The organism is Stenotrophomonas sp. NY11291, from assembly GCF_023277365.1.
Classification (GTDB): Bacteria; Pseudomonadota; Gammaproteobacteria; order Xanthomonadales; family Xanthomonadaceae; genus Stenotrophomonas; species Stenotrophomonas geniculata.
Genome location: NZ_CP096975.1, coordinates 3,962,609 through 3,975,779 on the forward strand (window position 1 = coordinate 3,962,609; position 13,171 = coordinate 3,975,779).

Annotated in this window: 10 protein-coding genes; all 10 read right to left on the reverse strand. The window is 66.5% G+C overall.

From position 1 onward, the window contains the following. Window positions 1-53 precede the first annotated feature (53 nt). Window positions 54-761: a pilus assembly protein gene (locus tag M1L61_RS18485; RefSeq protein ID WP_248853894.1), complete on the reverse strand. Its 708-nt coding sequence runs from the start codon at window positions 759-761 to the stop codon at window positions 54-56. A gap of 17 nt (window positions 762-778) precedes the next feature. After that, window positions 779-1,885, reverse strand: a complete 1,107-nt coding sequence (locus M1L61_RS18490) for a CfaE/CblD family pilus tip adhesin (RefSeq protein WP_343239075.1) — start codon at window positions 1,883-1,885, stop codon at window positions 779-781. Window positions 1,886-1,905: 20 nt separating this feature from the next. After that, a complete protein-coding gene (locus tag M1L61_RS18495; RefSeq protein WP_248853896.1) occupies window positions 1,906-4,629 on the reverse strand; it encodes a TcfC E-set like domain-containing protein in 2,724 nt (907 codons plus the stop codon). Window positions 4,630-4,680: 51 nt separating this feature from the next. After that, window positions 4,681-5,187: a CS1 type fimbrial major subunit gene (locus M1L61_RS18500; RefSeq protein WP_197654366.1), complete on the reverse strand. Its 507-nt coding sequence runs from the start codon at window positions 5,185-5,187 to the stop codon at window positions 4,681-4,683. Window positions 5,188-5,524: 337 nt separating this feature from the next. Beyond that, the gene (locus M1L61_RS18505; protein ID WP_029550882.1) at window positions 5,525-5,890 is read right to left on the reverse strand and encodes a NirD/YgiW/YdeI family stress tolerance protein; all 366 of its coding nucleotides are present in this window, start codon (window positions 5,888-5,890) and stop codon (window positions 5,525-5,527) included. A 480-nt stretch (window positions 5,891-6,370) separates the two neighbouring features. Further along, window positions 6,371-7,435: a hypothetical protein gene (locus tag M1L61_RS18510; RefSeq protein ID WP_248853897.1), complete on the reverse strand. Its 1,065-nt coding sequence runs from the start codon at window positions 7,433-7,435 to the stop codon at window positions 6,371-6,373. 291 nt (window positions 7,436-7,726) lie between these two features. Next, the gene (locus tag M1L61_RS18515; protein WP_049437152.1) at window positions 7,727-9,004 is read right to left on the reverse strand and encodes a citrate synthase; all 1,278 of its coding nucleotides are present in this window, start codon (window positions 9,002-9,004) and stop codon (window positions 7,727-7,729) included. Window positions 9,005-9,300: 296 nt separating this feature from the next. Then, window positions 9,301-9,543: a type B 50S ribosomal protein L31 gene (locus M1L61_RS18520; protein WP_010484049.1), complete on the reverse strand. Its 243-nt coding sequence runs from the start codon at window positions 9,541-9,543 to the stop codon at window positions 9,301-9,303. Window positions 9,544-9,631: 88 nt separating this feature from the next. Beyond that, window positions 9,632-10,570, reverse strand: coding sequence for a nucleoside hydrolase (locus M1L61_RS18525; protein ID WP_248853898.1), 939 nt, complete (start codon window positions 10,568-10,570; stop codon window positions 9,632-9,634). A 485-nt stretch (window positions 10,571-11,055) separates the two neighbouring features. Continuing rightward, on the reverse strand, window positions 11,056-13,167 hold the full coding sequence (recG, locus tag M1L61_RS18530; RefSeq protein WP_248853899.1) for an ATP-dependent DNA helicase RecG: 2,112 nt from the start codon (window positions 13,165-13,167) through the stop codon (window positions 11,056-11,058). Between the last annotated feature and the right edge of the window lie 4 nt (window positions 13,168-13,171).

Here is a 13,171-nt window from a genome sequence, read left to right on the forward strand (position 1 = left end):
CTTAACAGGAACGTCAGAAAGAACCCACCAGCACCGCTGGCGGGGCTGGGGAATCAGCCGGCGCTGGGCGCCAGGGTCTGCACGTGCTCGCGATAGCCATCGCGAGTCAGGCGGTAACGCATCTGCAACGTGTGTCCCGGTTGCACGGGAAAAGGCAGTTCCAGCGCGCTGCCCGGGTAGAGGCTTCGCGACACGTCGTGCGCGGTGCAGCGCGCGCCATCGCAGTCGGCAATGCTGGTGATGCCCACGCGCACCGTGCCGGTGTTGCGCAGACGATTGCCTTCCACCTGTACCGCCATGGCGGGCTGCGCAGGCAGCACATTGACCAGTGCGCCCCAGACCAGGCTGACGCCGATGTTGGCCTGTGCGCGCTCGCCCTCGCCTGGGCGTTCGATCCCTTCAGGGCCACGCACACCTTCAAAGTACACGCGGTAGGCGGTTTCCTTCTCGACCGGCTGCAGCGGAATCACCCGGATCAGGCGATTGCCGCCACCTGCCAGCGCGAACTTACCGGGGGTGATGGCGATGGCCGCTTCGCCGGGCTCGACCTCGACCTCCTGCTCATCCGCGCTGGCTGGATTGACGATGCGCTTGATCGAGGCCTGCACGTACTGCGGCTGGGTGGACTGCGAATAGATGCGGATCTGCGCACCCTTCTTTACGTCCACCGACGTGCGCATGGGGTGCACGGTGAGATTGGCGTGGGCAGGCATCGCCATCAGCAGCGACAAGGGAAGCAGGCAGCGAATGAAAGGCTTCATCGGGGGCTCCATGGGAATCAGGGCGTGACAGTGGGAACGCGCAGTTCCACCTTGAGGTCGCCGTCGTAGTAGCCGGGGCGTTTGCTGCTGACCGGCACGCGAGGGGTGTCCAGCGTCAATGGCGTGGGCACGCAGAACACCGGCTGCGTCATGCCGGGCAACAGCACCAAGCGCAGCTTTGCGGTATCGATGCCGTGCAGCAGCTGCTCCACGCCGTTGCGCAGCGGTATGGCGCTGCCGTTGTGATCGAGGGTGACGGTGTAGTCCACGCGCTGCGTGGCGTCGCTGCCGCCGTCGGTATGCCAGACCGAGTAGCCGGAAGGCCCCGGAGGACGCGGCCCGCTGTCGCGCACGGTGACGCCCAGGTACTGGCTCTGCGAGCCCAGTCCGTCGTACAGGCACATATCGAGTTGAGTCCGACCACCGACGGTCTGTGCCAGCGGGTCGTACTGCAGGTTCAGGCCGACGTGCGGGGTGACCTGGTCGAAGAGCGGGAAGTAGATGGAGACCGCGTTGTAGTCGGTGATGGTGAAGTCGAACACGAATATGTAGCGCGCGAGCGATCCTCCGGAGCCATCTCTCAGCGACAGCTCAAGATTTGCTTTCCAGCGGCCAGCAACGAGCTGACGGAGTTCAGCAGCTGGAATCCGGAGTGACAGAGCCGTGCCACTTGCGGGCGTAACGCAGGCTGCCGAGAACGTGGTCCAGAGAGGCCGCACATGAGGCTGCCAGTAGTCATTACATCCTCGCCCGGACTCAGCGCGGTCAAGCCATCCCTCCACATTCACTTCAGTTGGTAGTCCACTCCGTTGCTCAACGAATCGAAGGGGGACGCGACTCCTATACGAGCCGTTCTCACCGGTATCACTTACAGGACAGCTACCTGTCGCCGGATCCGAGTTGGATCTGCAAGTAAGATGTAGCTCGCCCAAGCCCATTTCGGGCCGTTTGCTATAGCCAAGTAGTGTTTTGGGGGCAAGCAATTCAACTTCGACGGGAAGTGCTGATCTGTCCCAGCGCTGGGCAATGTGCTGAACAATGTCTCCACTTGGCGGATCGGTCTCCGGCGGCTGCTGCGCCATCGCCTGCGGCGCCAGCACCACCAGCGCACACAGCACCGCCATCACCCACCACACCCGGCGGTTCACTGCGCACCTCCCGCTGCCGCGGTCTGCGGCGTGGCGGCAATCAATGCCTGCTCCTGCAGCAGTCGCGTCACCCGTGCCTGATGGCGGATATCAGCAGGCAGCTGCGCCACGGCCAGCGGTTCGCACTGCACGGTGCCCACCAGCATCACCACGCTGCGGCGCTCGCGCACCTGCAGCGGGCAGTGCAGCAGCCGGTCGTCCTGCAGCAGGTACAGGGTCTTTTCGCGTCGTGGGAAGTCGGCCACGAAGCCTCCATTGCTGCCGGTGCCGGGCACCGGCGCGTTGAGAATGCGGGCGCCGCGCAGCGGTGCACCGGCGATGTCGTGGGCGTTGCCGATGAAGGTGTAGGTCACTTCAATCGGCACCGGCATGCGCACCAGCCGCCCAGGCGAGAGGAACAGCGGGCGCGCCCCGCCCACACCGCTCACGCGCACGGCGGCGATGCTGTCCAGTGCGCTGGCGTCCTGCACCTCGGCGCGGTGCGATTGGTACGCGGAAATCGGCAGCAGGCGACGTTCGCCCAGCTTCAGCCGCTGCCGGCGCAGTCCACCCACCTGCAGTTCGGCGGCCACGCCGGTCAGGTCCAGATCGTCGGTGCCATCCACCTGCACCGCCAGCCCGGCATCGGCGCCCACGCCTGCGCCCCAGTACAGGCCGCGCGAGCCGATGGCCAGGCCGGAACTGTGCGTGGCGCTGTACGCCACCTCGTTGCCACCCTGGTGCTGATAGCGCGATACCGTAGCGCCGGTCTGGCCGATGCGGTTCTGCAGCTGCCCGCTCAGCGTGGCGCTGTAGCGTTCGTTGTTGTTGCCGCGTAGTTCGCCAGACACTTCGCGGTACTGGTCTTCGTATTCCTGGCGCAGGGTCTGGCCGGCGCTGTAGTTGATGTCGGGCCGCGCGTGCTGCGGCTGGCGCACATCCAGGCCATAACGCCGCTGCGAACTGCCGCGATCACCGCGCTGCAGGCGGTTGAGGCTGACGTTGAAGTAGATGCCGCGGTCACGACCATCGCGCAGGCCGCCGCCACTGGTCTGCTGCCACACGCCGATGCGGCTGGAGACACTGAACTCGCCCCAGCGCTGGCTGCGGCTGTAGCTGGCCTGCCAGGTGCGGCTGAGCTGCGGCACGCGCGTGGGCTGCGGAATCCACGGCGGCAACAGCGGGTCCAGCCCAGCCAGCGGATCATCCCCCAGCCCTGGTTGCACGGTGCCTGCGCGCCAGGTCTGGCGGCGCGTGTAGGCCACGTAGGCATTGCCGCCCGCCACCGGCAGCGCCATCGAGGCGCTGAGCGAGTCGGCACAGCCGAGCCGGTCGCGCGCGTCGTCCTCGAACTGGCAGGCGCGGCCGCGCATGCGCTGGTGGTACACATTCCACGAGGCGCGGCGACGGTAGGACAGCTGGTGCTGCTGGCCACGGCTGCCATCGCTGCCGTGCATGCCGCTGAAGGTGGCGCGGATCTCCTGGGTGGCGAAGACATGGCGCAGGTCCAGCCGCAGTTCGCCATAACTGAAGCCACCCAGGTCTGCGACGCCGGCCGTCATCGCCACGTTGCGCGACACCGGCACGCGCAGGCCGGCCATCGCTGCCAGCTCGTCGTTGAAACGGTCGCTGCGGCGCTCGTTACGGCGGCCGCCCTGCATGAACCACTGCACGCTGCTGTCGGTCCAGTCGCCGCCCTTGTCGAACGGCGCGTCCTCGCTGCGCACCAGCACGCCGTCTTCGTAGATGCGCAGGGTGACGGTGTAGTTGCCCAGCGGAAACCGGCGCGTATCGAGCTGGTTGATACCGGCCTGCAGGTAGAAGGTCTGCAGCAGGCGCTCGCCGTCGAAGGCATCCACGCGTGCGTCGCGCGCCAGCAACACGGTGAGCGGCGTGGCCTGCACGGCGGCAGCGGAATCCACGTAGGCCTGCGTGGTGCCCAGGCGCAGGCCCTGGAAGCGGTCCATCGGCAGCATGCTGAAGCTGAAGGTGCCGCCCTGCGGGCTGCTCAGGTTGCGGCGGTCCATGCGCCCGGCCTGCAGGTAGTACTGCTGCCCCAGGTCATGGCGGTAATAGGCGTTGTCCAGCTGGAAGTCGCGGTTGGCGCGGCCGCCGCGATAGTGCTGCTGGCTGAAGGTCCAATCGGCAGACAGGTGCCCGCGCTGCAACACGCCCAGCGCGCCCATGCCCTGCGCGGCCAGCGACTGGTAGCCGCGGCCGCCGCTGACGTTGAGCGTGTGCTGGTGCAGGAAGGCATTTTCGGCATTGGCGCTGACCTGGTGGTAGCGCTCGGCGGCCGGTTCGCCGGGAATCCATTGGCGGGCGACGAACAGGCGCACGGCGCCCTCGCCTTCGTCATACAGCGCGCGCACGGCGGTGGGCTCCTCGGGGGGATCGATGTAACCGCAACCGGCGCTGGCGCCGCCGTAACGGCAGGCCAGATGGCTGTTGCGCGGCAGCGGCTGCGACAGCGCTGGCAACAACGCGGCCTGTGCCTCGGCGGGCAGCTGCAATGCCTGCAGCGCCTCGGCCGGGGCTTCCAGCTGCACGTGTTCCAGAGTCACGCGCACCGGCACCAGCCCGGTCGAGCGACCGAACAGGCGCACCTCAAGTTGTTCGGTCTGGCCTTCGACCAGATCCTCGAAACCGGCGGGAACGCCGCGCGCCGCGACCAGGGGCATGGCCAACGACAGGGCGAGCGCGACCGCCAGCCGGGTGACGGCGGGTGCGGGAGATTTCATGGGGGTGTTACCGGAAGCGGCCGGCCCGGGGAGCGGGCCGGCGCGGGCGCCTTACGGGCTGGTGGTCTTCTGCTGCATGGCGATGGTGACGATGCCCTCGTAGGTGCCGCCCTTGGCGATCGGCGCCTGGTTGGTCTGCGCTATACGCAGCGGCATCGGGATCGATGCGCCCGGCAGCGCGCCGTCGAACAGGTCGGAGGCGGCGAAGTCCTGCGCGGCCACGGTCAGCGCCTTGCCGTTGAGGCTGACAGTCAGCGGCACCGGGGCACCGCTGCCATCGGTATTGAGCAGCTGCGGAGCGCTGCCGACCCGCACTTCGATGTCCTTGTCTTCATCATTGGAGTAGATGCGCACCTGTTGGGTCCACGGCACCAGGCCGCTGACCGGGTTGTGGACCAGGTTCACGACGGAGTCCAGCGCGGTGCCATCGGCCTTCAGCAGGGCCAGGGTCGGGTCGACGTTGGCCCAGACCTTGATGTCGGCGTCGAACGCGTTGGCGGACAGCGAAACAGTGGCCAGCGCTGCAGCGAGCGTGGCCTTCTTCAGAATGGCGTGCATGTGTGTCTCTCTCGGACAGGGGGAATATGAAAGCCCCCCTCCCCAAGGAGAAAGGGAGGGAGGCGCCGCCCGTGGAGGTGGTCACGGGCGACGAGAGAATGGTAGGTAGGCCTACCGCATGCAGGCCATGCAACAATTCCTAAATAGCTGGACGTTAAGAAGAATTCTTGAGGGCTTTCAATGTTTGAGGATTATGCAAATTTCCTCACGACTTGAATGCAAGAAACCTCATTGCGTTGCATTTGTAGCGTCGAGTGATACTCGACTATCGCTTGAGGCGCACCGTGTGCGCATGAGAGCATGGCTCGACGCTACGTGTAGAAATCGCGAACGCCCTTCAACGCGCGGGCACCACGGCGACGTGCTCCACATCAATGTCGGTGGGCTTGAAGCGGTGCGTATCCACCTCACCGTGCAGCTCCACCACGGTGGTCGCGCTGACGGCCTGGTGGCTGGGCAGATCCTTGTCGTCGATTTCCACATCGATCTCGCCGGTGGCGTCCTTGAAGCGGTAGCGCTCGTGGCCGATCCTGGCCACCAGCGTGCCCCGCAGCACCACCGGCTGGTCGTCACGCTGGGCGCGCGCCTCGGCAACCGTGGTGACGGCATGGGTGGCGCCCGGGCCGGTGTACTGGGCAAAGGCCCCAGCGCTGAGCAGGCTCAACGTGGTGGCGATGAGCGCAAGGGTGAGTCGTCGGTTCATGGTGTTGTCCATGCAGGGATAAGTGCCCACAGCTTCCCTCGCCTCGATAGTGACGCCCATGCAATAACTCCGAAAAGATGTGAAAACGACATCCGACGTCAGAAACCATTCATCGCGGACCTGACGCCTCTTTCAGCATCAATTCCGAGCGCATTTTCTGCGGCCTTCCGGCGTGCGCTGGGGTGCTCGCCCAACCGGTACGCGGAGGCATAGTTCAGCTGCCAAGCCATGCTTTTGTAGAGTCGAGCCATGCTCGACTGCTGTTCGCGCGGCGCGCATGAGTCAAGCAGGGCTCGACGCTGCAAACACATGCTCACGCACGACGGGATGGCATCAGGCCGCCTTACGGCGGCCTGACGGGTCCCACTCAACGATGCAATCTCAGAAGAAGATTGCGTACAGGATCAGCAGCGGAATCGGCACGCCCAACAGCCAGAGCAGAATCATTTTCATGGCAGGTCTCCTTGCATGGAATGCGGGTTACAGGTCGCGGCGGCGGCCGCCCCAGGTGGCGCTGAGGCTGGCGAAGAACGCGCCAATCAGCAGGGTGATGAACAGCCACAGCGCGGCATACGCTGCGGCCTTGCGGGCATCGTCGGCCGCCTGCTTGGCGGTGGTCTTGGCTTTCTCCAGCGCGGCACGCATGCGCGTCTGCACATCGGTCACACGGGCCTGCGCTTCGGCCTGGCTCATGCCGGTTTCGCGCGCGATGAGCTGCGACAGGTACTGGGTGTCGGCCGGGTCGAGGCCATCGCCCTGCAGGCTGTTGACGATGATGCGGTTCACTTCGGTGCGCAGTTCACGACGGTCGCCGGCCGGTGCACGGCCCGGCATCGGGCGCGGCGGCGCCATGCCGGTCTCGCGTGGGCCCGCATTCGGTGCCGGCGGCGGAGCCGCGTTCGGATCCAACGGCGCGCCCGGCGGTGGCGGCGCAGCGGGATCGGCAGCACCGGCGTTGGTGGCATTGCGGAACAGGGAATCCACCCAATAGTTGAGGTCGCCTTCCGGTGCGGCCGCGGCGGCGCTACCGGCACCTGCGGCCGCAACGCCGGCCGTGGATGCGGCAGCGCCTGCAGTGGCACCCGCCACCTTCGCGCCCGTGCCGAGCACGCCGCCGATGGCCGAGGTCAGCAGGCCCGCAGTCAGCAGCGTGGCCACGGCCCACGACACGAAGCCGTGCGCGGTATCGCGGAAATAGGTTTCATCGCCATGGATCTGCGTCCACTTGGTGCGCAGGCGGCCGGCCAAATAGCCGCCCAGACCCGATGCGGCCAGTGCGGTGAAGGTGAGCCAGGCGATGCTGGACCAGCCGAAGGTTTCCTTGCTGACGCCTTCGAACGACCACGGCGACACCGAGGAGAGGCCAAGGCCGACACCGAGGATGAGCAGGATGAGGGAGAGTGCGGCGGCAGCGGCGGCACCTGCGAAGATCGCGCCCCAGGAAACGGCGCTTTCGCTGGGAGGGGCGACGATGGGGGCGGTGACGACAGTGGCAACGTCGGGACCAAGCGGGCCGCGCTCGGGTGGGTCGAATCGGGTACTCATCGGGATGGACGCTCCATTTCAGGTGCTGCGGATGCAGCTGGCGTCCTGAGGCTGCGCGAGCGGTCGTGAAGCTGGCGAGACCCTTGAATCACGCGGTCTTGGCGCGATGAAGCGCGTGCCAACCAAGGTTGGCACCTACCGAAGGCGGATGCGGTGGTAGATCCACGCCATGCGTGGATGATTTTTCGCGGGCGCCGAAATCGTGCGGACCAACGGTCCGCACCTACCAGGTCCGCGCAAAAAAAACGCCCCGCGGATGCGGGGCGTTCTCAGCACAACCTACGCGGGCGATCAGCCCTGGTAGTCGCGCACGTCGCTGCCGGTGTAGACCTGGCGCGGACGGCCGATCTTCATTTCCGGATCAACCTGCTGTTCCAGCCAATGCGACACCCAGCCGGAGGTACGGCCCAGGGCGAACATGACGGTGAACATCTCGGTCGGGATCTGCAGCGCCTTGTAGATGATGCCGCTGTAGAAATCGACGTTCGGGTACAGCTTGCGGGCGACGAAGTACTCGTCCTGCAGCGCGGCCTGTTCCAGCTTCACGGCCACGTCCAGCAGCGGATCCTGCACGCCCAGCTGCTTGAGCACCTTGCTGGTCATCTCGCCGATGACCTTGGCGCGCGGGTCGAAGTTCTTGTAGACGCGGTGGCCGAAGCCCATCAGGCGGAAGCCGGAGGTCTTGTCCTTGGCCTTGACCACGGCGGACTCGACGTTGTCGGCAGTGCCGATCTCTTCCAGCATCTTCAGCACGGCTTCGTTGGCACCGCCGTGGGCCGGACCCCACAGCGCGGTGACGCCAGCGGCGACCGACGCGTACGGGTTGGCACCGGTCGAACCGACCAGGCGCACGGTCGAGGTCGAGGCGTTCTGCTCGTGGTCGGCGTGCAGGATGAACAGCAGGTCCAGCGCCTTGACCACGTCCGGGTTCAGATCGTACTGGCCGTCAGCCGACTCGAAGGTCTGCTTCAGGAAGCGGCTGACATAGTCCAGCGAGGTGTCCGGCTTGTTGGCCGGCAGGCCCTTGCCGTGGCGGTAGATCAGCGCCGACAGGGTCGGCACCTTGGCGATCAGGCGCACGGCGGCCTGGCGGCGCTGTTCGGCGTCGGACAGGTCCAGCGAGGCGTGATAGATGCCCGACAGCTGCGCGATGGCGGCGGTCAGGATCGCCATCGGATGGGCATCCTTGGCGAAGCTGCCGATCAGGGTGTTGATCGACTCATCGACGTTGGCTTCGGCAGCCAGCTCATCGGTGAAGGCCTTCAGCTGCTCGGCGCTCGGGCGCTCGCCGTTGATCAGCAGGTAGGCCACTTCGACGTAGCTCGACTTTTCCGACAGCTGTTCGATCGGGTAGCCGCGGTACAGCAGCACGCCCTTGTCGCCGTCGATGTAGGTGATGGCGGACTTGCAGCTGGCCGTCGCGGTGAAGCCGGAATCGTAGGTGAAATACCCCGTTTCCTTGGTCAGCTTCGCGATGTCGACGCAGTCGTTGCCAAGGGTGGGTTTGATGACGGGCAGAACGACCGACTTATCGCCGGCGTTGAGCGTGACCTGATCAAGATCGGACACTGTGTGCGCTCCTTCATGGGAAGGCGCCTGCCCAAGCGCATTGGTCAGGCACGTGAATGACGTCCTCGGCCTGTGCCGGGGATCAGGTCATTATCGCACAGCAGCATTTGCCCGGCGCTAGACAGAAGTCGTATACGACAGGCGACCAGACGCCGGCCGTTGAGCGGCCCGGATCGGCAAAAGTGTTGTCACACGAACGCAGTGTTCCGTCCATCCAAACGCCCGTTGGGTTGGCGTTGGGGAAAAACAAACGGCCGCGCAGAGCGCGGCCGTTGGTTCGAAGCTGGATCGACAGATCAGCGCGCGTAGCGCTTCTGGAACTTGTCGATACGGCCCGAGGTGTCGATGACCTTGTGCTTGCCCGTGTAGAACGGGTGCGAAGCCGAGGAAATTTCAACCTTCACCAGCGGGTAGTCGTTGCCGTCTTCCCACTTGATGGTTTCCTTCGTCGCCATGGTCGAGCGGGTCAGGATCTTGAAATCGGAGGTGACGTCATGGAAGACGACGTCGCGGTAGTTCGGATGGATATCGGCCTTCATGGGCTCACACCGTAAATGGGCTGGTGGTCAAGAGCGGCATTATAAGCACCGGTTGCCGCTCGGGGCAACCGGTGCGGGTCAATCGGCTTCAGTCCGCGCCCAGGGCCTGGCGCACCAGGGCCTCGAAACGCTGCTGGTCGTAGGCCATCAGCAGATCGCAGTTGTCCGGCTGGCCGGTCTGGCGGTTCCAGTCGACGATGGTGGCGCCGCGGCTGAACGTGCCGTTCAGCTCCACGTTCAGCGGGCGCGACTCGACCCGCAGCTGCCCTTCCGGGTTCAGCGCCCAGGCCATGGCCACCGCATCGGCGGTGTACCAGCGGCCGCCCTTGCTGTCTTCGGACAGGCCACGGGTCTTGCGCGAGATCAGCTCGTAGAAGCGGGCGCGATCGGAATCGGCCTGCAGCCACTTCTCGGCGTCCTGCAGCGGCAGGCCATGGGCGACGGTAGCTTCCCAGTCCGACACCAGCAGGTGCTTGAACGAGGTGAACACCACGTGCGCCGCTTCCGGGTCGAAGGCGATGTTGAATTCGGCCGCCGGGGTGATGTTGCCGTGGCAGGTGACCGCGCCGCCCATCACCACGATGCGCTTGATGCGCTGTGGCAGGGTCGGGTCCAGCTTCAGTGCCAGGGCCAGGTTGGTCAGCGGGCCGAGCATCACCAGCATCAGTTCGCCGGCGTGCTCGTGCGACAGGCGCAGGATGGCCAGCGCGGCGTGCTCGGCTTCGGCCCGGCGGCTCGGCGGCGGCAGGTCCACGTCGCCGTAGCCGTCACGGCCATGCACGTGGGCAGCGTCGACGGAGGGATGCAGCAGCGGATCCGGGCTGCCGGCAAACACCGGCACGTCGGCGCGGCCGACGATGTCGCAGAGCTTGAGGGCGTTGCGGACGGTGTACTCGAGGCCGACATTGCCGGCGGCGATGGTCAGGGCGACCACGTCGTGCCGTTCATCGGCGAAGGCCATCAGCAGGGCCAGGGCGTCGTCCACACCGGGGTCGGTGTCGATCAACAGCGGGATCTTGTGGGTCATCGTTGCCGTCTTCAGATCGGCAACGAAGTGTGGACCGGGTTGATGACCGTTGCAAGTACGGGGTGTTGGGGTTCTGGCAGGGCTGCGCCCTGCACCTGCACCTGCAGAGGCAGGAGCAACGGCAACGGCAACAGCAACGTCGAAAGCTGGTTTCCTGGGGTATGGCGGGGTGGGTCCGGTGGCGGGGGACGCTGCAAGTACGTCCATGTAAGCTCGGTCGCCGCATCCATGCGGCTCACGCCCCCGCAACCGGACCCACCCCGCCTTCGACAGTTCTCCGCAGCTGTTAGTGGGTGTCGACCTTGGTCGACACATCCACGCGATGCGTGGATGAAGATGGAAATGATCGAAAGGCTCTCTGTAGAGTCGAGCCATGCTCGACTCACGCGCGCAGCGCGAACGGCAGCCGAGCGTAGGCTCGGCTCTACAGTAGATCCACGCCATGCGTGGATGGGCATGCCGGGAATGGGGTCAGAGCCCGTGCCTTACGCCGAGGCGTAACGCACGGCGGTGCCGATCCAGCGCTGCACCACGCGGTCGGCCAGCGTGGGTTGCTGGGCCAGCAGGCGCTCGGCCAGGTCGTGCACGCCGGGCAGCAGGCCGGCATCGCGGGCCAGGTCGGCGATGCGGAAACCGGCCAGGCCGGTCTGGCGGGTGCCGAGCAGTTCGCCGGGGCCGCGCAGTTCCAGGTCCTTTTCGGCAATGACGAAACCGTCGTTGGTTTCGCGCATGGTCTGCAGGCGCTCGCGTGCCATCTGCGAGAGCGGTGCCTGGTACAGCAGCACGCAGCGCGACACCGCCGAACCGCGGCCAACACGGCCGCGCAGCTGGTGCAGCTGGGCCAGGCCGAGGCGTTCGGCGTTCTCGATCACCATCAACGAGGCGTTCGGTACGTCCACGCCCACTTCGATGACGGTGGTCGCCACCAGCAGGTCGATCTGCCCGGCCTTGAACGCCACCATCGTGGCCAGCTTTTCCGCAGCTTTCAGGCGGCCATGCACCAGCCCCACGCGTACGCCAGGCAGCAGCGCCTGCAGCGATTCGTAGGTGGCCTGCGCGGGCGTGGCGTCCAGCTCTTCGCTTTCCTCGATGAGCGTGCACACCCAGTACACCTGCCGCCCTTCCTGGCAGGCCAGGGCGATGCGCTCGATCAGCTCCGGGCGACGATCGTTGTTCAATGCGACGGTCTGCACCGGGGTGCGGCCCGGCGGCAGTTCGTCGATGGCCGAGACATCCAGGTCGGCGTATTCGGACATCGCCAGCGTGCGCGGAATCGGTGTTGCGGTCATCACCAGCTGGTGCGGCACGCTGTTGCCGCCTGCGCCCTTGTCACGCAGCGCCAGCCGCTGGTGCACGCCGAAGCGATGCTGCTCGTCGACGATGGCCAGGGCCAGGTCCTGGAACACCACCGCCTCCTGCATCAGCGCGTGGGTACCCACCACCACCTGCGCTTCGCCGCTGGCGACCTGCTCCATCACCTTGGCGCGCGCCTTGCCGGTGACCTTGCCGGCCAGCCAGGCGATGCGCACGCCGAGCGGTTCCAGCCAGCCGCGCAGATTGTTGAGATGTTGTTCGGCCAGCAGCTCAGTCGGTGCTGCCAGCGCAACCTGTTTGCCCTGCTCCACCGCCAGCATCGCAGCCAGCGCGGCGACCACGGTCTTGCCGGAGCCGACATCGCCCTGCACCAGCCGCAGCATCGGGCTGGGGCGCGCGAGGTCCTCGCGGATCTGCTTGAACACGCGCGCCTGTGCGCCGGTCAGGGCGAACGGCAGCTGCTTCAGCAGCGCCTTGGCCAGCTTGCCGGGGCCGGCCAGCGGCGGCGCATGATGCGCCTGCAGCGCGATACGCTGGCGACGCAGGCTGAGGTGATGGGCCAGCAGCTCTTCCATCGCCAGGCGACGCTGCGCTGGATGAGTGCCGGCCGCCAGCGCGGCCAGGTCGGCATCCGGCGGCGGCCGGTGCACGGTCAGCAGCGCACTGCGCAGCGACGGCAGGCCGAGGCCATCGAGCCAGCCGCTGGGCAGCAGTTCCAGCGTGCCTTCCTCGGGCAGGCGGTCCAGCGCCTGGCCGATCAGCTTGCGCATGGTCATCGGGCCGACGCCTTCGACGGTGGGATACACCGGGTCGAGGCGGTCACCGAGTTCGGGATCGTCGTTGCGGCCCAGGAGCTGGTAGCTGGGGTGGACGATTTCCAGGCCGAGCTGGCCCGGTTTGGGCGTGCCGAAGCAGCGCAGCCGGTTGCCGACCGCGAACTGGCCGACCTGCTGCTGGCGGAAGTGGAAGAAGCGCAGCACCAGGGTGCCCCGCCCTTCGTCTTCCACTGCCACTTTCAGCATCGGCCGGTAGCGCATGCCGCGCTCGACCGCGACCACCCGCCCTTCCACCTGCGCCGGCACGCCGTTACGCAGGTCTTCGATGCGGGTCAGCCGGGTCCGGTCTTCATAGCGCAGCGGCAGATGAAGCCAGAGATCCTGCAGGGTGGCCAGGCCACGCGCCTGCAGTTTGGCGGCCACGGCCGGACCGACGCCCGCGAGCATCGCCAGGGATGCTTCGCCGGACGGTGACAGGACCGGGGTGACCGCCGCCTTGCGTGCCACGTGG